Origin of the sequence: Methylobacterium symbioticum, from assembly GCF_902141845.1 — a bacterium.
Taxonomy (GTDB): domain Bacteria; phylum Pseudomonadota; class Alphaproteobacteria; order Rhizobiales; family Beijerinckiaceae; genus Methylobacterium; species Methylobacterium symbioticum.
In genome coordinates this window covers 42,453-62,021 of sequence record NZ_CABFPH010000026.1, presented here as the reverse complement: position 1 = coordinate 62,021, position 19,569 = coordinate 42,453, and the positions used below count along the sequence as shown (strand labels likewise).

General features: G+C 68.0%; 13 protein-coding genes, 1 tRNA gene and 1 rRNA gene. 6 read left to right on the top strand and 9 right to left on the bottom strand.

Annotated features, from left to right (window positions below):
- The 4 genes from rrf to MET9862_RS11280 all read left to right on the top strand — a co-directional run.
- Window positions 1-86, top strand: a 5S ribosomal RNA gene (gene rrf, locus MET9862_RS11295); the annotation flags it as partial.
- A 59-nt stretch (window positions 87-145) separates the two neighbouring features.
- Window positions 146-221: transfer RNA gene (locus MET9862_RS11290), tRNA-Ala, on the top strand.
- Window positions 222-521: 300 nt separating this feature from the next.
- Window positions 522-4,535 carry a Pls/PosA family non-ribosomal peptide synthetase gene (locus MET9862_RS11285; protein WP_210248098.1) on the top strand — a complete coding sequence of 1,338 codons (4,014 nt, stop codon included), beginning with the start codon at window positions 522-524 and terminating at the stop codon, window positions 4,533-4,535.
- A 182-nt stretch (window positions 4,536-4,717) separates the two neighbouring features.
- A complete protein-coding gene (locus tag MET9862_RS11280) occupies window positions 4,718-6,136 on the top strand; it encodes a carbohydrate porin (RefSeq protein ID WP_142583052.1) in 1,419 nt (472 codons plus the stop codon).
- A 565-nt stretch (window positions 6,137-6,701) separates the two neighbouring features.
- Here the strand turns inward: MET9862_RS11280 and MET9862_RS29315 are convergent.
- Window positions 6,702-6,878, bottom strand: coding sequence for a hypothetical protein (locus tag MET9862_RS29315; RefSeq protein ID WP_185156829.1), 177 nt, complete (start codon window positions 6,876-6,878; stop codon window positions 6,702-6,704).
- A 120-nt stretch (window positions 6,879-6,998) separates the two neighbouring features.
- A complete protein-coding gene (locus MET9862_RS11275; protein WP_142583051.1) occupies window positions 6,999-7,346 on the bottom strand; it encodes a hypothetical protein in 348 nt (115 codons plus the stop codon).
- Window positions 7,347-7,517: 171 nt separating this feature from the next.
- On the opposite strand from MET9862_RS11275, the gene MET9862_RS11270 reads away from it, so the two are divergent.
- A complete protein-coding gene (locus MET9862_RS11270) occupies window positions 7,518-7,736 on the top strand; it encodes a hypothetical protein (RefSeq protein WP_142583050.1) in 219 nt (72 codons plus the stop codon).
- A gap of 385 nt (window positions 7,737-8,121) precedes the next feature.
- A complete protein-coding gene (locus MET9862_RS11265; RefSeq protein WP_142583049.1) occupies window positions 8,122-8,349 on the top strand; it encodes a hypothetical protein in 228 nt (75 codons plus the stop codon).
- Between the two features lie 558 nt (window positions 8,350-8,907).
- Here MET9862_RS11265 and MET9862_RS11260 read toward each other — a convergent pair.
- From MET9862_RS11260 to MET9862_RS11230, 7 genes are all read right to left on the bottom strand, one after another.
- Complete coding sequence (locus tag MET9862_RS11260) at window positions 8,908-9,693, bottom strand: Stf0 family sulfotransferase (RefSeq protein WP_142583048.1); 786 nt, start codon at window positions 9,691-9,693, stop codon at window positions 8,908-8,910.
- Between the two features lie 10 nt (window positions 9,694-9,703).
- A complete protein-coding gene (locus tag MET9862_RS11255; protein ID WP_185156828.1) occupies window positions 9,704-10,468 on the bottom strand; it encodes a Stf0 family sulfotransferase in 765 nt (254 codons plus the stop codon).
- Between the two features lie 56 nt (window positions 10,469-10,524).
- On the bottom strand, window positions 10,525-14,325 hold the full coding sequence (locus MET9862_RS11250) for an autotransporter outer membrane beta-barrel domain-containing protein (protein ID WP_142583046.1): 3,801 nt from the start codon (window positions 14,323-14,325) through the stop codon (window positions 10,525-10,527).
- A gap of 458 nt (window positions 14,326-14,783) precedes the next feature.
- The gene (locus MET9862_RS11245; RefSeq protein ID WP_142583045.1) at window positions 14,784-17,144 is read right to left on the bottom strand and encodes a glycosyltransferase family 2 protein; all 2,361 of its coding nucleotides are present in this window, start codon (window positions 17,142-17,144) and stop codon (window positions 14,784-14,786) included.
- Entirely contained in the window at window positions 17,141-17,797 is a 657-nt protein-coding gene (locus MET9862_RS11240; protein ID WP_142583044.1) for an LbetaH domain-containing protein, read from the bottom strand. Before MET9862_RS11240 ends, MET9862_RS11245 begins: the two co-directional genes overlap by 4 nt.
- Window positions 17,794-18,894, bottom strand: a complete 1,101-nt coding sequence (locus MET9862_RS11235) for a DegT/DnrJ/EryC1/StrS family aminotransferase (protein ID WP_142583043.1) — start codon at window positions 18,892-18,894, stop codon at window positions 17,794-17,796. The genes MET9862_RS11240 and MET9862_RS11235 overlap by 4 nt, the downstream gene beginning before the upstream one ends.
- Entirely contained in the window at window positions 18,891-19,304 is a 414-nt protein-coding gene (locus tag MET9862_RS11230) for a sugar 3,4-ketoisomerase (RefSeq protein ID WP_142583042.1), read from the bottom strand. Before MET9862_RS11230 ends, MET9862_RS11235 begins: the two co-directional genes overlap by 4 nt.
- Between the last annotated feature and the right edge of the window lie 265 nt (window positions 19,305-19,569).

The window sequence follows — 19,569 nt, the reverse complement described above, 5'->3', positions numbered from 1 at the left end:
CGATCCCATCTCGAACTCGGCCGTTAAACGCACCAGCGCCCATGGTACTGTGTCTCAAGACACGGGAGAGTCGGTCGCCGCCAGGCCTGCCCAACGCAATCACACAGCCCCTCGACACGATCTCGCAGACGCCCAGTCCAAGATCGGGGCTATAGCTCAGCTGGGAGAGCGCCTGCATGGCATGCAGGAGGTCAGCGGTTCGATCCCGCTTAGCTCCACCAATCTTCTCGATCCTCGCACATATTCGCGGCCTTCCTGTCCACGCCGGGCTGAAGACTGCTCGCCCTCGGCTCATATCGGCCGTGGATGTGCGTGGAGAGTCCGTGCCCTCGGACCATTCGTAATTGCAGGGCGCTCGTGCATCGGAACACGAGGGCGCCACGCGCCTCTTGTGAGAGGCGCTGCCAGCGCGCGTCTTCGTGCTGCCGAATCCTGCAAAGCGCACGACGCCGCTAGCAATCGTTCAACGAGTGGCCGCTACAAGCGTCCGCCATACGGCACTCGTAGGCGGTTCGCTTCCCATGAATATGCGTCCCTCACTGATCTACCGGGGCGTCCTGCGGGGCCGAAAGGATCCCTCCATTCTGCGGGATGAGGTCCTGCCGGAGCTCGTTGCAGCGTCCGCCCGAGCCCGGCCTGACCACACCGCCATCGTCTTCGGCGAGAGCCGCTGCAGCTACGCCGAGCTGGAGGCGCGCTCCGACCGGGTCGCGCGGGCCCTGCGTGCACGGGGCGCTGGCCCGGGCCGGTTCGTCGGCCTCTGGATGACGCGTTCCCTCGATCTCCACGTCGCGCTCCTCGCCATCCTCAAAAGCGGGGCCGCCTACATCCCGTTCGACGCCGAGGCGCCGTCCGAGCGGATCGGCGAGTGTCTGGCCGACTGCGCCGCCGATCTCGTGGTGACCGATGCCGTCACGGCCTCGCGCCTCGACGGTGCCCTGGCCGGGAAGGCGGTCGCGTTCGCGACGCTCGCGGTCGATGGGGCAGACAAGCCCCCGATCGATCCGCGCGCGGTGGGCCTCACCCCGGCTCATCCCGCTTACGCGATCTACACCTCTGGCTCGACGGGCAAGCCCAAGGGCATCGTCATCAGCCACGCCAACATCTGCCACTATCTGCGCGCCGCCAACGCGGTCTACGGCATGACCGGCGACGATGTGTGCTTTCAGGGCGCCTCGGTGGCCTTTGATCTCTCTCTGGAAGAGATTTTCATCCCCTATCTGGTTGGCGCCACCCTCTGGGTCGCCTCGCCCGCGACCCTCGGCGAGGTCGACGCCCTCCCCCGCGTCATGCGCGCGGCCGGCATCACCGTGCTCGACACCGTCCCGACCCTGCTGGCGATGATGCCGGAGGACGTGCCGTCGCTGCGGATCATCATTCTCGGCGGCGAGGCCTGCCCGCCCACCGTGCGGCAGCGCTGGTGCCGGCCGGGCCGCACCGTGTTCAACAGCTACGGCCCGACCGAGGCGACGGTGGTGGCCACGGTCGACACGGTCACGCCCGAGGCGCCGGTCACCATCGGCGGCCCGATCCCGAACTACACCTGCTACGTCGTCAACGAGCGGATGGAACTCGTCGGCGCGGGCGAGGAGGGCGAACTGCTGATCGGCGGCCCCGGCGTCGCCGGCGGCTATCTCGGCCGGCCCGACCTCACGGCGGAGAAGTTCATCGCCAACCCGTTCCCCTCAGACGGTGACGATCCGGTCCTGTACCGCTCGGGCGACGCGGTCAGCGTCGATCCGGATGGCCGGCTCCTGTTCCACGGCCGCATCGACGATCAGGTCAAGCTGCGCGGCTTCCGCATCGAACTCGGCGAGATCGAGGCGCGGCTGTGCGATCGTCCGGGCGTCGCGGCGGCGGCCGTGGTCCTGCGGCAGGATAACGGCCTCGATCGGCTGGTCGCCTTCGTGGTGCCGGAGGCCGGCGCGCCCCTCGACCGGGCAGCCCTGCGCGCCGCGCTCAAGGCGCAGCTCCCGCCCTACATGGTGCCGGCCCATTTCGAGGCGATGGCCGTGCTGCCGCGGCTGACCTCCGGCAAGACCGACCGCAAGGCGCTCAAGGCCTTCGCACTCGCTGCCGTCGACGAGGCGGAGGCCCAGGAGGCGCCGGCCAGCGCCACCGAGGCCGCGCTTCTGGCCGCCGCCCAGCCGCTCTTCCCGGGGCAGATCCTCGCGTTCGAGGCGGATTTCTTCAACGATCTCGGCGGGCACTCGCTGCTGGCCGCGCGCTTCCTCGCCGCCGTGCGCGAGAGCCCGCATCTGGCGAGCCTCACCCTGGAGGACGTCTACGGCCTGCGCTCGCTCCGGGCGATGGCCGCCCGACTCGACGAGCGGATCGCCGAGGCGGGCGGCGACCGGCCGGCCGACCTCGCCTTCGTGCCGCCGCCGCGGATGCGGCGGATCCTGTGCGGCCTGGCGCAGGCGGCCTGCCTGCCGTTCCTGCTGCTCGGGCGCACCGGGCCCTGGCTGACGATCTTCATCGTCTACGAGCTGATCACCACCGACGAGGTGATCCAGGCCCACGAGGTGCTGCTGCTGCTCGGCGTCTACGCCTTCGTCACCTTCGGCGTGTCGGCGGCGGCGATCCTGCTCAAGCGCGCGGTGTTGTGGCGGGCCAAGCCCGGCCGCTATCCGCTCTGGGGCACCTATTTCTTCCGCTGGTGGCTCGCCAAGCAATGCGTCGGGCTCAGCCATCTCGCGCTGCTGCAGGGCACGCCGCTTGCTGCCGCGACGATGCGGGCGCTCGGGGCGCGGGTCGGGCGCCGCAGCGTCGTTAGTGGCCTGGAGGCCGGGGCGATCGACCTCGTCACCCTCGGCGACGACGTCACCCTCGGCGCCAAGCTCAGCATCGCCAATGCCGAGGTCGTCGGCAACGAACTCGTCATCGGCCCGGTCGTGATCGAAAGCGCGGCCTATATCGGCACGTCCTGCGCCATCGGCCACGATGTGACGATCGGCGAGGGCGCGGAACTGGCCGACCTCACGGCGATCCTGCCGGGGACGCAGGTTCCCGCCTTCGAGCATTGGGACGGCTCTCCCGGCCGCCGGGTCGGCTCGGTCGACACCGCCACCTGGCCGGCTCCCGCGCCGGAGCCGGCCCGAGCGGTGCGGGCCGCCCGCACCGCCTACTTCGCGCTGATGATCCTGCTGATGCCGGCGCTGGCACTGCTGCCGGTCTTCCCCGCCTTCTACCTGTTCGACCGCTACGACACCGCGCTGCAGGCGATGGTCGGCATCGATTACCACTGGTTCCTGCCGGTCCTCACCTGGCCGACCGCCATGATCCTGGTGTTCGGCACCGTGCTGCTGGTGACGGCGATCCGCTGGACCGTGCTGCCGCGTGTTCAGGAGGGCACCTACTCGATCCATTCCGGCCTCTACCTGCGCAAGTGGACGGTGGGCCTGGCTTGCGACGTGATGCTCGACACGCTGAGCTCGCTGTTCTCCACCCTCTACATGCGCCACTGGTACCGCCTGATGGGCGCCCGGATCGGCCGGGACACCGAGGTGGCGACCAACTTCTCCGGCCGCTTCGACATGATCGAAATCGGCGACCAGTGCTTCGTCGCCGACGAGGTGGTGGCCGGCGACGAGGATATCCGCCGGGGCTGGATGACCGTCCGCAAGGTCCGCACCGGCTCGCAGGTGTTCCTCGGGAACGACTCGGTGCTGCCGCCCGGCTCCGTGATCCCCGACGGGTGCCTGATCGGCATCAAGTCGAAGCCGCCGGCCGACGTCGCCCTGGAGCCCGGCGAGATCCGCTTCGGCAGCCCGCCGATGCGCCTTCCGGTGCGCCAGCGCTTCGACGATGCGGCCACAGCCATGACCTTCCGGCCCTCCGCCGGGCGCCGCCTGCTGCGGGCCGTGTTCGAGCTGTTCAGCGCCTCGATGCCAACGATGATGTTCATCACGGTGGGCACCTACGCAGCGGAATACGTGCTGTTCCCGGCGCTGGAGCAGGACAGCACAGCCCTGTTCCTGGCCCTGTTCATCGCCACCGGATCCGTTTGCGCCATGGTGCTGGCAGGCACCGTGCTCGCCCTGAAATGGCTGATGATGGGCGTCTACCGTCCTGGCAACCGCGGCCTGTGGTCCTGGTGGGCCCTGCGGAGCGAGGCGATGACCACGCTCTACTGGGGCACGGCGGGCGTGATGCTGCTCGAGAGTCTGCGCGGCACCCCGCTCCTGCCGGCGGTCCTGCGCCTGTTCGGCGTCAGGATCGGCCGCGGCGTCTACCTCGACAGCACCGACATCACCGAGTTCGACTGCGTCCGCATCGGCGACTTCGCCGCCGTCAACGCCACGGCGAACCTGCAGACCCACCTGTTCGAGGATCGGGTGATGAAGGTCGGTCCGATCGAGATCGGGCGCGGCGTCAGCGTCGGCGCGCTGACGACCGTTCTGTACGACACGCGGATCGGCGATTTCGCGCGGCTCGGGCCGCTCACCATCGTCATGAAGGGCGAGGCGATCCCCGCCAGCACAGAGTGGGTCGGCGCCCCTGCCCGCCTGATGCCGGCGAAGCTGGCCGCGTGACCGGGCTCGGCAGGACCTGGATCCCCGCTGGCGTCGCATGCGATGCCAGCGCCAGGCTCGGCTCCCTGCGACGGCGTCGTCCGGCCATCATGGATTGTCTGTGGATGGTCTATCGGGGCCGGCGCCTCCAGCCGATCGGACGGCCTGCGCTGGGGCGGGGTCCGTCCGCGCGGCGGGCCGCGATGGCCTTCCGGATCGCGCTCCCTGTCGCTTGCCTCGCGCTCGGACCTGCGGCGGCTCATGCCCAGATCGCCTCAGCGGTGGGCGATCTGCTCGCCACGACCCAGCCGGGGACCGATCCGCGGATCGCCCGGCGTTCGGAGGATTCGGCCCGCAGCGGTCCACTCGCCGCCTGGGCGACGGAGAGTGCGGCGCGAGGGCTGACCTTCGACATCAACGCCTACAGCTTCTACACCGCCAACCCGACCCTCGGGCTCGATCCGGGCCGGCAGGCACATGCCGGCTACCTTGTGCTGAGCCTCAATGCGGATCTGGAGCGGCTCGCCGGCCTTGCGGGCGGCTCGATCAATCTGACCCAGAGTGTCTTCGGGCTGGTGCGCAACCTCCGTATGGCCGACACCGTCGGCGACAGCGTCGCCGGCTACCTTTCGCCCTACAATCCGACTCCGACCCGGCTGTCGCTGCTGACCTATCAGCAGACACTCCTCGATGACCAACTGGTGCTGGAAATCGGCCGGACGCACCCCGATCGCTACTACGCGCTGCCCCCCTGCGGCACGATCAATGCCTGCTACCAGAGCCTGCTCGCCCTCAATGCGGGCTGGAGTTCGAGCCTCTACGCCGTCTGGGGCGCAAACGCGGCCTACAAGATCTCGCCGTCGGCCTATGTCCAGGCCGGCGCGTTCAGCGTCAATCCGAATGCCAACCGCTACACGGGCTACGACTGGGGCTCCGAGCGGATCGCCGGCGCGGTCGTCATGACGGAGATCGGCGTCCAGACCAGCTACGCCACAAGCCCCTATCCGGGGCGGATTTCGCTCACCGCGTTCGTGAATACCGCTGCGCACGACGACATTCGCCGGACCGTCGCAGGCCTCACGGATGAGGACATCGATCGCCAGGGGGCCGCGTCGAGAAAGTCCGGCACCTCGGGTGTGGTTGTGACGACGAGCCAGACGGTATGGCGTGCCGATGGTGGGCGGGAGGCCGACAACCTGACCCCGACGGCCCTCACGCTCTATTCGGGGACTGGCTACGCCTTCGATGCGACGGTCCCGGTTCGCTTCAATAGCTTCGCGGGCCTGCTTCTCTCTGGCCCCGACCGCGACCGCCCCAACGATACCTACGGGCTCAAGCTGAACTGGCAGCGCCTGAGCCCGGCCTTCGCCACGTTCCTGGGCGAGGCCAACCGCGTCTCGGGTGGGAGCGGGCAGGCTTACGCCCGCGACAAGCTCGTCTTCGAGGCCAATGCCCGGTTCGAGCTGGGCCAGGGCATCGGGTTCGAGCCGGTGCTGCAATACGTCGTCAATGCCGACACGTTCTACGAGCCCTACACCGCGCGCCGGGCCAGGGATGGGATTTTCGTGGGCGCCTCGCTGGCCGTGCCGCTCGGCGCCATCCTGGGTCTGGCCTCTGAGTGAGATCCGGACAGGGTGAGCGGCTTGGCGGCACCCTGCCGAAGCGTAGCGGTGTATCTCAACCCTCACGCGTCGTGGGGTAGCCTGTCCTCATAAAAGTAGCCGCACAGCTTCTGCTCTGCGCGATCGCCACAGGGGTGGGCGGCCTTGCGTGGGGGCGATCATCCCGCTCCGCCATGGATCTCGACCCGATTCTCGGATGTCGGCCTGTCTTGATCTCCCGGAGGACGGCCCGCATGGCCACCTGCATCGCCGGGGTTCCGTGAGTGAATACAAGATAGGCCGCATCGATACAGGCATCGGCCATAGAGTCGAAATCGGTTTGCATTCAATCTCTCCAGAGCAGACTGATCTGGCGGCGCGTCTAAGTTGATTCCACCATCCATTTGAGCAGGTTAATGATACCTTGCATCATCGTTGCAACCTTGTGTTACAGGGTGCGACCAAATGGTGAGGGCGCGCGCAGACGAAGTCCGTTGCGCGGATCCGGTGCCCGTCAACGCCTGAAGCCGTTGCCGAACACCCTCTCTCTGATCGCAGGACCGGTTTCCCTCCCGGAGGCGCGGGCTCAGGCGCCGTCCGACGCCCGACGCAGAAGCAGCATCGCGGCGCCACCGCATGTCAGGGCGATGAGAAGCTGTCCTACGGGCGGAAGCGCGTCGATCGGCGCGAACAGGAAGATCGATGCCGCCGTCACGGTGCCGATCGCCAGAACGCGGTCTCTCAGCCACAGCTTGATGGTCATGGAAGTGACGGTGACTTGGAGCATTGTTGGACTGACCCGGATCCCCGCTTGGCGCGCGAGGGGCGGCGAGGGACACGACGTGGTGCCCCCGATCGGTTGGCGGGGCCGGCGCTGACAGCCCTATGAGGTCCAGACGCTGAGAGGCAATCGCTGCCACATCATCCGCATATGGGCGGTCACGACCTGCATCTGGTCGCCGAGCGTGGCGGCGAGTTTGCCGTCGAGCGCGAGCCGGTCCGTCGCGACGAGGCAGCCGGCCACGACCAGCATCTGCACGGCGATCAGCAGGATCGGTCGGTCCTTCCTCGCCTTGCGCGCCGTGCCGGATTGAGCGGAATCCGCCGCCTTCGGCCCGGTCACCCCCTGCAGGACGCCGCGAACATTGAGGAGCCTCGCCGCAGCCCGGTTATGCAGCGCGAGGTGGCCGAGGTCGGTTTTCTCACCGCGCGACATGGCGTGCCGATCCATCCCGAAGATGGCGGGACTCTACCGGGCGGCCGTTAAATGATTTCCCGCGCTAATTGCATCATTCGATCGATACCCGCTGGCGAAGTCGCATCGCGTCCGGTGAGCAGCCTTGGTTGAGCAGCGTTTCAGCGCGACGCAGAATACCTCCAGGCGAGCCCATGGAGGTCGGCCATGTACGAGTGGGTTCACAAGCTCCGCCTCTGGCTGTGGCGGCGGCAGGAACGGATGCTGGCGCGCGCCTGCAAACCGACCGGGACCAGCGACGGCGACTGGATCGGCGCGAATGTCGCCGCCTCGGCGACCAGTTCGGGGATAGGGACCGGCTCGCAATCCGGATGGCACGGCAGCGCCTGCCTTGGCGGGACGGGCAGCGGGGCATGCGGCGAGTGACACGGACGGCCCAACGTCGAGGCACCGAGGGCCTATCCGGATGCGCAGAATAGGCCGTTAAGCCGGCTTGAGCGGCCAGGGACGCATTGCGACGAAGGCAGGCTGCAGCTTTCTTCCGCCGATCCTGCCGGCCACTCAATCATTCGGCATGATTGTGCGCTGCAAAAAAATTTTCATACTCCGAAAGAATTTCTACTCAGACGCTCAGCGCATAGCTCAGAGCTTCAGAGAGATCTGAGTGCACTCAGCGCAGGTGCAGTATAACGGTGGATGCGTCGAGATGGGTATTATGTTGCGTTGCGGAATTTGCAAACCGCAGCGCACAAAATCGTGGTTGATTATGCGTATCGATCGGGTTGCCACCCCATCAAACAGGAGACGATTGATGCGCACCATCCAGCTTCTCACCCTCGCCGCTCTCATCTCGGGTGCGACGCTCGGCACCGCGACCGCGGACGACCGCATCCACCTGACGCCCCCGCTCTATCGCGAGCAGGCCCGCACCACCGCGGCCGTGCGCCCCGCCTCGGAGCTGACGACGGTTCCCGTCCTGACCGCGCCGGCGCCGGCCCGGCAGCGCATCGTTGCCGAGGCTGCGACGTCTGCTCGCTGAAGCATATCCTGGGATCGAGTTGCCGGTTCCACGAGAGCGAACCTGGCACGTCGAGGCCGCGCCCCAGCGTCGAACACAGAATGCCCTGGCCGATCAGCCGGGGCTTTTGTCTGTCGCAGTCATACGACATGGATCCCGAAAGAAGCTGGACTGGCGCAGAGCGCCTTCGGGCCGCTCGGCTCGTGTTCTGCACCAAGATCAGAAATCGCTGCCGCGCGTCCGGGTCGCCGATGCGCAGAACGCCCGAACCAGTTCCAGCCACTGATGATGGGACGCGTCCTTCGGCCCGCCGGGACACCCGATCTCGCCGCCAGCGACAGGTGACAGGCCGTGCAACGCCGCGGTTGGCAGGTCCAGCGTCGCCGCGTTCCGTTCGAGGAGTGAGACGCGCCTGCCGCCTGGGCCGCCTGGCTGAGCTCGCCATCGCGACGCGATTGACGAGTTGCCGGATGGAGATCTCGGGCGGCTGGCGGATGCACTGCTGCTCGGAGCCGGACGCAGGATCGCCCGACGACAGGTGCAGGAGCGCCGGAGATCCATGAACTGAGGGCGATACCCTCAGAGCGTGCGTGCGAGCAGATCGGCGCTGTCGATGTAGTTCCGGTCGCCGCATTCGGCGATGAAGCGCTCGCGCCAAGCCCGGCTCTCGTTGTCCCGCTGGACCCGCAAATGCACGCGCTCCGAGGCAATGCGGGGGCGCGGCGAGATGCCGAGGGCGTCGGCGACCCGGCCGACGGCCTGCTGCGGGTCGCTCGCCAGATCCTCGTAGGTGATCGTCAGGGGTGCGATGCCGGTGCGGGCGAAGAACATGTCCCAGCGCGCGTTGCGCTGGCAGACCTGTCCGACATAGAGGCGGATCGTCTCGGCGTCGTATCGGATCTCGCCCTGCGCCGCCTCGGTCGAGCGGAACTGCCGGGACTGGATCGAGCGAACCCAGGAGATCGCCTGACCCAGAACGTCATCTCGGCGCAGCCGCACGAAGGTGAGGTTCGGCAAAGCCTCGGTGAGCTTGAGATGCGGTGCGACGGTGTCGAACAGACCCGGGAAGAGTTTCAGCGCGTAGACACCGTTCGGCGTCGCGCCCATGGTCAGGATGCGGCCGATCTGCGCCTGCGGATCGTCGGGATAGGTGGGATCGTCCCGCTGCCGCCGCACAGCCCCATTGAAATACTCGCGCGGGTGCCCGAGGACGCCGGTGCTGCTCAGGACCTCGCAGAAATAGTTGCTGCCCGAGCGGGGCGCACCGCAGACGGCGTAGCCGCGGGTGGCCGGGGCGTCGCGCTCCGTGGTGGGCTGGCTCGCGGGTTGGGTCCCACGCGACAGCAGACGTGCGATCAACCGCATGGCTGGCGCCTCACACCGGATCCAGGAAGGGATCGATCTGGTTCGGATCGCCGCGCTCGGCCCGGAAGCGGTCGCACCAGGCGGCACTCGATTCGTCGCGCTGTCTCCGGAAATGCGAGCCGTCGAGATCGACCCGGCCCCATTCCGCGATGCCGATGAACGCCGCGACACGTCCGACCTCGCGGTCCGGGTCCGCCAGGAAATCCTCATAGGTCACGTCGAGCGCCGGCAGCCCCGTGCGGGCGAAGAACATGTCCCAGCGCGCGTTGCGCTGGCAGATCTGCCGGAGCCGCAGGCCGATTGCGTCGGCATCGTAGGACAGTTCGCCCTTGCGAGGATCGGAACTGCGAAATTGCTGCGTCTGGTTTGCCCGCACCCAGGAGACCGCCTGCCCGAGGACGTCCCCGCGCCGGAAGCGGATGAAGCTGAGGTTCGGCAGAACCTCCATCCAGCGCAGGTGCGGCGCGACGAGGTCGTGCAGGCCGGGAAAGACCTTCAGGGCATAGATCCCGTTCGGCGTCGCGCCCATGGTCAGGATGCGGCCGATCTGCGCCTGCGGATCGTCGGGATAGGTGGGATCGTCATAGGTGCGCCGGGCCGCGCCGTTGAAGTACTCGCGCGGCCGTCCGAGCGAGCCGGTGCTGCCGAGAAGATCGCAGAAGACGTTGCTGCCCGAGCGGGGCAGCGTGCAAACGGCATAACCTCGCGTCGCGGGCGACGGCCTATCCAGCGGCGAGGCGGGGGACGTCCGGCGTCGAAAGAGCTGGGCGAACATAAAAAAACCTGGCTTTGGAACGGCGGGGCGACTGGCGTCACCCCGCCGCCCGGTCATCAGAAAGCGTAGCGCAAACCGCCGCGCACCGCCTGGATCGTGTCAGTCGAGGCGAGCTCCGCGTCGTAGCTGACGAAGCCGGTCAGCCCCGGAGCGAGTTCCATGCCGAGGCCGGCCCCGACGAGGGCGCGGTCGCGGGACAGTCGCCGTCCACCGATCAGGAAGGGCACCGTGGGCGCGAGCGCGAAGGTCTCGCTGATCGTGCGGCTCACGTCGGCGAAGTCGTGCACATAGGCCGCCTTCACCCACAAGGACACCGGACGGCCGCCGAAGACGGTCGTCACCGTTTCCAGGCGGCCGCCGACGAGGGCGCGGGCCGACAGGAAGCTCTTGGCGGCGACGGTCAGGTCGAAGGGGCCGACCCCGGTTTCCCGCACGCGGTCCTGATCGAAGGTGTTGACCTGGAAGCCGACGAAGGGCGCGAGCAGGGCGCCGGGCGCCACCGTCACACGGTATCCGAGTTCAGCCGCGGAGATGAACTGGTCGCCGCCGACCGCACCGCGCGTTCCGCCGGGCTGCAGTGCGGGCAGGCCGATGCTGCGCGTGACCCGGCCATCGGCGCGGGCATAGCCGAGCGCCGCGTTGGCGTAGAGCGCCCCGTCGGTGAACCCGCCATAGACGCCGACCTGGGCATTGTCGGTGTGGGCGCGCTCGCCGGTCCGGTTGAGGCTGACATCGACCGAGCCGTAGCCGGCCGCGATGCCGAGCACGGTGCCGACCTGGGGATGGAAGTCGATGCCCGTGGCAAGTCCGGCGACCGTCTCGCTGCGGCCGGCCGCGTTGGCGGTGCCGTCGACGCTGCCGAACTGTCCGTAGCCGGTGGCCCAGAGGCCGTAGCCGCGGTTGGTCACGATCTGCTTCGGCTCCGGCACCGGCCCGCGGTTCGGCAGGTCGGCGGCGTAGACGGCGGGTGGCAGAGTGAAGCTCGTCGGGCCCGTCTCCTGGCCCGCCGCGTAGGCACGCGCCATCAACTGGCTGCCGAAGGCGCGGCCCGAGCGCAGCTGCGGATCGGCGAGCGAGGCGTAGGCCTGGCCCGCCACGCGGTCGAGCAGGGCTGCGTTGGCGGCGTCGCTGCGGTTGTCGATGACCGCGAGCGCGGCATTGTTGCCGGCGAGCGCCGCATCGAGGCCGCGGGCGGCGCTGCGCTGGTTCGCAGTCTGGCCGACCAGGGCGAAGCTCTGCTGGGTGAGCGTGACGTAGGCGTTGTTGGCATCCGTCGAGGCGGTGGCCGCGATCAGGGTCGGCAGCGGGCTCGTCGTCACCGCCGAGAAACCGCCGCTCACGCCGCCGCCTGCTGTGACCACCGTGTAGCGCGTGCCCGGAACGAGGTAGCTCCCGGCGAGCTGGAGGTTCGCCGTGCCGGCGAGCTGGGCGTTGCCCGTCACCGCGAGCCGCGCGTTGCTGCCGTCCGCCGCGGCGGCGGTGAGCAGGGTCCCGCCCGGCTGCTGCGTGTAGTTGCCCGCCACCGTCAGGGTCCCGTAAGGGGCGCCAGCGCTGCCGGGCGCCACGGTGCCGGCATTGGCGAGGCTCCCGACGATGCGGCCGGTGCCGCTGATCGAAGCCTCGGCACTCACCGCGGTGTTCGCGGTGAGCACCGAATTCACCGTCAGGCTACCGCCAGCGACGGTGGCGCCGCCGGAGAAGCTTTGGCTGGTTCCGGCGGCCAGCGTCCAGGCGCCATCCGTCTCGCGCAGAGTCGTGAAGCCGACGACGTTGCTCGCGAGCGTCCCGGTGCCCGAGAGAGTGAGGGCATTGGTGCCGCGCCCGGTGGCCGTGATGGCTCCCCCGATCGCCGACCCGGTGCCGAGATTGACCGTGTTGCGACTCGCCGCCACGTCCGAGAAGGTGATGCCCCCCGTGATCGTGCCGGTATTGGTCAGGGTGTGGTTGCCCATGCCGTAGAGCACGTTGCCAGCGATGCGGCCCGCATTGGTTGTGGTGCTGTTGCGGCGGTTCGCCGTGGTCGCATTCTGCGGGTCGGTATCCGTGAAGCGCACGTCGCCCGTGATGATGCCGCTGGCGGCATTGGTAAGCGTGGCGTTGCCGGCCCCGTAGACCACGATCGCCTGGCCACCGGCGGGGCCGGTGATCGTGCCCTCGTTGAGAATGGTGAAGCTCTGCGCCCGCCCCTGGATCGCCCGCACGCCGGTTCCCGTACCGGTGATGCCGCCGCCGGCGCGGTTGATCACGGTGAGCGCCGCGACGTCGTCATCCGAATCGATGGCGGCGACCGCCGCAGTGCCGGTGCTCGTGGTCGAGCGCGTCGCGGAGATGAGGCCGGTATTGCTCACCGTCATCGAGGCGATGTTCTCGCCCGCATAGATGCCGCGCGAGATGCCGATGCCGTTCTCGGTTACGGCGATGGTGCCGTTGTTGATCACCCGGACGTTCTGGAAGTCGGCGCCGGTGGAATTGGCGAGCACGCCGTAGACGCGGGTTGCTGCGGTGTTGGCGCGGCCGGCCGAGCCGGTGCCAGTGAGCGTGCCGTTGTTGACGACGGTGGTGTTGGACCCTGAGAGATTGACGGTCTTGTTCGTCAATGTGTTGTTGACGACGAGCTGTGCGCCGGCCCCGGTGACCTGGATCACGCCGCCGACATTCTGGGTCGATCCCGCTGCCAGGGTCAGGGTCCCACCGGCGACGGTGAGGTTGCCCGACAGGGTCTGGGTCGATCCGGAGCCCAGCGTCCAGGCGCCCGCGGTCTCGGTCAGGCTGGTGAAGCCGCTGAGCGTGCCGGTGAGGGTGCCGGTGCCGGAGAGGTTGAGGGCGTTGGTGCCGAGCCCGCGCGCCGAGATGTTGCCGCCGATGCTGGAACCGGTGCCGAGATTCACCGTGTTGACGGTGCCGGCGACGTCCAGGAAGCTGATGTTTCCGCTGATCCGGCCCGTATTGTTCACTGTCTGGCTGCCGCCGCCGAAGACGACGTTGCCGTTGATGGTGCCGGCATTGTTGAGAGTGCCGGTGCGGCGCAGGTTGACGGCGGTCGTGGCGGTCTGAAGATCCTGATCGGTGTTGCGCACATCGCCGTTGATGACGCCGGTGGCTGTATTGTTGATTACGGTGTTGTAGGCCCGCACCGTCGTTGCGTCGCCGGCATTGCCCGCATTGAGCGCGAAGGTGGCAATCGCGGCCTCGCCGGCCGTGGTGTTCTCGATCGTCCCGCTGTTGTTGATCTCGAACTGCGCCGCCCGCCCGTTGACCGCGCGCGTATTCGTGCCGGTCGCGGCGATGCGGCCGCCCACGCCGTTATTCACGACCAGACGGTCGGTGTCGTCGTCGGAATCGATGCCGGCCACGACGGAGGTCGTCGCGGTGGCGCTCGTCCCGCGGGTCGCCTGGATCAGGCCTGTATTGGTGATGGTGAACAGCGTGGTGTTCTCACCCGAGTAGATGCCCCGGGCGATACCGTTGCCGTTCTGCGTCACGCTGATCGTGCCGCTGTTGTTGACCGTCGTGCTGGCGTATTGCGACCCGTTCGGCGCGCTCGAATAGGCGCCGTAGATCCGCGTCGTCGTGTTGCCTGCCGGCGCTGTCAGCGTGATCGTGCCGCTGTTGTTGAGGGTCGAGCGGTCGCCGGCGAGGTTGACGCCGAAATTGTCCCGATTCAACGGCGCCGTGTTCGAGATCGTGCCCGCATTGTTGACGGTGCTCGTCCCGTTCACGCGGACATTGGTGAAGCTTGGATTCGTGCCGGCGCTCGTCTGGGTCGAAGCGACCGACGCGCCGCTCTGCACGTTCACCGTCAGTCCACTGACGCCGGTCGGAGCGATGAAGGCTGCGGACGAGCCGGTGCAGTTCACCGTCTGGCCATTCGCTGGAACGGTTGGCGTGCAATCGGCCCTGGCACCACTGAGCAATGCGGCCCAGGCGGGCACGCTCAGCAATAGAGACCGACGCAGCGGCGACCCGATACGAGACACGGCTCCCCCCAAGGATATGAATTGTTTGATGGTTGGGCCGCATCAGGATTAGGCGGCTGAAAGCCTTGTAAATTGGCAGTAGCGGCGGCTCAACTTTCATCCCTGCAAGAGATCAAGTGTGCGCAATGTATGGGCCTTATTGTGATGATTTTATCACGATTTTCTCAGACTTATGGACAACATCCCGAATTTAGGCCCGATTGCTCCTGATCTGATTGGGGTTTTGTGGAATATCCAGACGGGATAATTCGGCATATCCACGACTGCTACGTTTGATAGGTCTCTCCGGGGCAGGCAGCGATTCCGGGGGGCTTTCCCATACGCCGTCGAGCAGGACCTCACCGCCCGCGTCCGATCCAGCGCAGCGGGGTCGTCAGGCGCCAGGAGAGCGATCTGCGCATGCGCTCCCGGGAGGCGAGCGCCGCGGCCAGCCGAGCCTCGAGGTCGCGCGTCGCCGCCTCGTCTCGCATCCGGTCGGCTTCAAGAGCCTCGCACGACGCCGTCGCCTCGCGGAGTCGCTTCTCCAGAGCCCGCCTATCTCCGCGCGCGTGCAGCAGATCGGTCCGGTGGCCTGCGAGCAGGACCTCCGCATCGGACAGGCGCGCGTCCAACGCCGTCCGTTCGGCCCTTGTCTGCGAGAGCGCCGCCTCGGTGGCAGCGAGTGCACCTTCGCGGTCGGCAAGCAAGCCGGCGAGATCGGCGATCCGCGCATCGCGCGCGGCGAGCGACCCGTCGAGGGATGCGATTCCGGCCTCGCGCTCGGCGAGCAAACCGTCGAGGCCAGCGATCCGAACATCGCGGTCGGCCAGCCGTCCGTTGAGGCCGGCGATCCAAGCATCGCGGTCAGCAAGCAGTCCGTTGAGGCCGGCGATCCGTCCATCGCGCTCATCGACCGCCCGCACATTGAGCGCGTCGAGGGTTCCCGACAGGTCGCGCAGTCGCTGGTAATCGTCCGAAGTCCGGGCATGCGCGAAGAGGAGCGCCAGTGCGAGGTTCCGGTGCGCGACGCTCGGGATCCCGGCAGCGAGGGCGGCGACGCGCAGGGGAACGGGATCGGCCGGGTCGAAGGCGCCGGCCTCCGAGCCGCCGAACACCTCCTCAAAGAGGTCCGCGTCGAAGCTGGCGTAGCGGTGAAGGATCTGGATCGTCTCGAACGGGGTGCGCAACCGCGCCTCCGGCCGCGCGCTCGTATTGCCCCCGCCGGGGTGGATCCGGAACGCGGTGAGCTCGTCGGGCAGCACATGGATGGCGTGGCCCTCCGCCAGCATGCGGATCCACATGTCGAGATCCTGCAGATTGGTGAGCCGCGGATCGTAGGCGCCCGCTGCTGCGTAGGCCTCGCGGCGGATCATGGCGCTCGGGGCGCAGAGACAATTGCCCTCGAAGAAGAAGGCCCGCAGCCAGGTGCGGCGCGAGAAATCCGGCCAGCGCAGGGGCGCCCGGAAATCGTTGAAGGCCTGGGTCGGCTGGCCGGCCTCATCGACGGGACGCGGCATGCCGAAGAGGAGCGAGACCTGCGGGTTGGCCTCAAGGAACGCGACCTGACGTTCGAGCCGGCCGGGCAAGGCCCAATCGTCCGAGTTGAGGATCGCCAGGTAGCGGCCGCGGGCCCGGCCGACGGTGGCGTTCATCGCCGCCGAGATCCCGGCGTTGCGGGGCGAGGCCGTCAGATGCAGGCGCGGATCGTCGAAGCCGCGCAGGATCTCGCAGGTCCCATCGGTCGAGCCGTCATCGGTCACCACGATCTCGAAATCCTGGAGCGACTGGCTCAGGACGCTCTCGATCGTCTGCCGAACGAAGGCGGCATGGTTGTAGGACTTCACCAGAACCGAGACGAGGGGTGCGGCGGCCGGTGCCGCCACGACGCGGTCCCGTGGACCGCGACGGACGATGTCCGCTCGCGCCGTCCACCAGAGCGGGCCGACGCAGATCCGGTCCGGCTCCAAATCGGGCGCGGTGAGGTCGACCGCCTCCTGCTCCATCTCGTCCCAGAAGGCGCGCAAGCGCGCCTTCGACCAGCGGTAGTGCTGGCCGTAGTCCCGGGCGACGTCGGTGGCACCGAGGCGGAGGGCCTGCTCGGCCTCGCGCGCCGCGTTCCGCTCGAAGCCGAGATGCTTGTAGTGCCAGAGCATCACGGTGTCGCGCAGGGGGAGCCGCAGATCGCCGACGGGCTCCGCGGCGTGCCGGCCGGGGCCGAAGCCGGTCTCGCGCACCGCGTCGGGTCGGAAGATGCTGAGCTTGTTGAAAGCGATGCGCGGCCGCCCGCGAACGATCCGCTCGACCAGCACGCCGTGATCGGCGGGCATCACGGGATGATTCATATCGAAGCCGAGCGCCGGCAGGATGGTCGCGGCCCGCGTGTCCGGCGCGGCCAGGTACTCGGCCATGGGTCGGCCCCGGACGTGCAGGTGCTCGTCGATGGCGGTGACGACGACCCAATCCGCCCGGCCGCGGCTCTCCTTCCAGGCCTCGTCCTGCATCGCCTTGTGGGAGAGGACGAAGGAATCCGGATCGACCCGCTCGAAGCGGCGCAACTCGACCTTGGGATGGCTGCGCAGGATGTCGATGGAGCCGTCGGTCGAGCCGTCGTCGTAGATGACGTAGCGGTCGACCCAGGGATCGTAGTGACGGAAGAAGAAGCCGAGCATATCGGCTTCGTCCCAGCACACCGTATAGAGGTGGACGACCGGCTTGCTCACGCGACGGTCAATCCCCGATAGCCCCCGATCGCGCTGCGGACCACGCGTGCCGGATTGCCGACGACGAGACTCGCTGGCGGCACGTCCCGCGTCACGACCGCACCGCCGCCCACCACGGCGTTGTCGCCGATCGTCAGCTCGGGCAGCACGGTGGCGCCGGCCCCGATCACGACGCCGCGGCCGAGTGTGACATGGCCGGCGATCACGACGCCCGGCCCGATCGAGGCGAAATCGCCGATGCGGGCGTGATGGCCGAGGCTCGCGCCGCGATTCACGAACACGAAATCCCCGATCTCCGACGCGCTGCCAAGGCTGCAGCCAGCATTGACGTAACTGCCCTTGCCGATCGCGATGCGCCGCGGCGCGGGCACGCTCGGGTCGATCAGTGTCCAGGCCTCGGTGAAGCCGGCCGCCCGGGCCTCGCCCAGCGCGGCCTGCCGGTGGCCCGGCGTGAAGAGCGGGACCAGGAAGGGTGAGGCGAGCCAATGCGGCTCGATCGCCGCGACGTCGCGGACGATCAGATCGCTCGGCAGATGACAGGGGCCGGCCCGGTTCCGGATGCCCGCCGCGACGGCGTGCCCGGCCCGGTGGACGCTCTCTTCGACATCGACGATCACCGGCGAGCCGGTGCCGAACAGGATGACGGCCGTCATCGGGCGTCCCTACAGAAGCACCGCAGCGCCGCGACCACCCGGTCGAGGGAATCCGCCGCGACCTCAGGCTGGATCGGCAGGCTGAGGAGCGTCGCCGCGAGGTAGTCAGTTGCCGGCAACGGTCCGACAGCGCCTCCGGAGAAGGCCGGATGCCGGTGCAGGCCGGGCGCGTAGTGGATGGCCGTCCCGATCCCCGCCTCGGCGAGGCCGCGCATCAGGCCGTCCCGGTCCGGATGGGTGACGGCGAACTGGTGATGGACCGCCCCCGCGCTCTCGGGTGGCAGACCGAGGCCAGGGCAATCCGAAAGGGCTGCGCGATACCGCGCCGCGAGCGCCCGCCGCTCGCCGTTTCCGTCGTCGCAGAAGGGCAGGAGTGCCGACAGGATCGCCGCCTGCAGCGTGTCGAGGCGGGCATTGAACCCGAGTTCCCGGCTGATCCGCTCGGACCCAGCGAAGCCGTAATGGCGCAGGGACCGCAGCCGCTCCGCGACCCGAGGATCGTTCGTCGTCACGGCGCCGCCGTCGCCGACGCAACCGAGATTCTTGGTCGGGTAGAAGGAGTAGGCCGCAGCGTGCCCGAAGCTGCCGAGCGGACGCCCCGCAAGCGTCGCGCCATGCGCCTGCGCGCAATCCGCCACCACGGCGAGACCATGCTGATCGGCGAGCGCCGTCAGGGCCGACATTTCGGCTGGATAGCCGAACAGGTGGACGGGCATGATCGCGGCCGTGCGGGCGGTGACGGCATCGGCCGCCGCGGCCGGGTCGATGCAACGGGTCGCGGGGTCGACATCCACGAACCGGGGCGAGGCTCCGCATTGGAGCACGGCCTGGGCGGATCCGGCGAAGGTCAGCGCTGGCAGGATCACCTCATCGCCGACCCCGACGCCGAGGGCGCGCAGGGCCAGAGCGATGGCGTCCGTCCCGGAGGAGAGCCCAACGGCATACGCGCAGCCGCAATAGGCCGCGAAGGCCGCCTCGAAAGCCTCGACCGGCGCGCCGAGGATGTAGGCATCGCCACCGAGGATTGCGGCGACGGCCTCATCGATCTCACGCCGGAATCGGGCGATCCGCCGCTGCGGCGCCGCCTGCGGAATCATAGGAAGTCGTCTGCCATGAAGAGATGAGGTTGCGGCTCGTCGAAATGCCGCGTGTCCCGGTAACTCGCCGATGCGCAGACCAAGAGAACCGTGTTCGGCTCGAATTCTCGCAAGTTGATCACGATCCCGGATTTGATCCACAGGGCACGCTCTCGATCGTCGAGATGCACGCTGCAACGTTCCTGCCCATTGTCCATCTCCACGAGAACAGAACCACTCAACGACAAGATGAACTCGTCGCAGGAATTTGCGTGCCCGCCTCGTGTGCCATCAGGCTCATCGACTTTCAGGAAAAAGACGCGTCGCGGTGGGAATGGTATATTGTCGAATTCATCAAATGCCGCGAGCTTACCGCGTGCATCAATGTGGGTTCGATAGTCTAAAATCTCGACCCCTCTGATCAAATTCATGATTTTTCTCAGCAATAGCCTCCCGCTTGATTAGGATATCTTCTTCAACATTGTGATGCAATTCAGGGGTTATAGGCATAAAATGTTGCTTAATTATCCCGAATGGAGTCGGGAGTTATTCCCTGCCTCGCCCCCGTCCTGAACCGCTTGGCTGTGCCGGTCGAACACCGTCGCTCGTTTGGAGCGCGGTTCGGCACCGGTCATCAACAGCAATCGGTGTCGGGGCGCGGATCGCTTCCACATGCAAATCTCGGCGGTCAACGCC

Excerpts from the sequence above, each read along its gene's own strand:
- MET9862_RS11275 (WP_142583051.1), bottom strand. The coding sequence starts at position 7,346 with ATGGATCGGCACGCCATGTCGCGCGGTGAGAAAACCGACCTCGGCCAC.
- MET9862_RS11285 (WP_210248098.1), top strand. The coding sequence starts at position 522 with ATGAATATGCGTCCCTCACTGATCTACCGGGGCGTCCTGCGGGGCCGA.
- MET9862_RS11260 (WP_142583048.1), bottom strand. The coding sequence starts at position 9,693 with ATGCGGTTGATCGCACGTCTGCTGTCGCGTGGGACCCAACCCGCGAGC.
- MET9862_RS11265 (WP_142583049.1), top strand. The coding sequence starts at position 8,122 with ATGCGCACCATCCAGCTTCTCACCCTCGCCGCTCTCATCTCGGGTGCG.
- MET9862_RS11230 (WP_142583042.1), bottom strand. The coding sequence starts at position 19,304 with ATGAATTTGATCAGAGGGGTCGAGATTTTAGACTATCGAACCCACATT.
- MET9862_RS11280 (WP_142583052.1), top strand. The coding sequence starts at position 4,718 with ATGGCCTTCCGGATCGCGCTCCCTGTCGCTTGCCTCGCGCTCGGACCT.
- MET9862_RS29315 (WP_185156829.1), bottom strand. The coding sequence starts at position 6,878 with ATGACCATCAAGCTGTGGCTGAGAGACCGCGTTCTGGCGATCGGCACC.
- MET9862_RS11240 (WP_142583044.1), bottom strand. The coding sequence starts at position 17,797 with ATGACGGCCGTCATCCTGTTCGGCACCGGCTCGCCGGTGATCGTCGAT.
- MET9862_RS11255 (WP_185156828.1), bottom strand. The coding sequence starts at position 10,468 with ATGTTCGCCCAGCTCTTTCGACGCCGGACGTCCCCCGCCTCGCCGCTG.
- MET9862_RS11235 (WP_142583043.1), bottom strand. The coding sequence starts at position 18,894 with ATGATTCCGCAGGCGGCGCCGCAGCGGCGGATCGCCCGATTCCGGCGT.
- MET9862_RS11270 (WP_142583050.1), top strand. The coding sequence starts at position 7,518 with ATGTACGAGTGGGTTCACAAGCTCCGCCTCTGGCTGTGGCGGCGGCAG.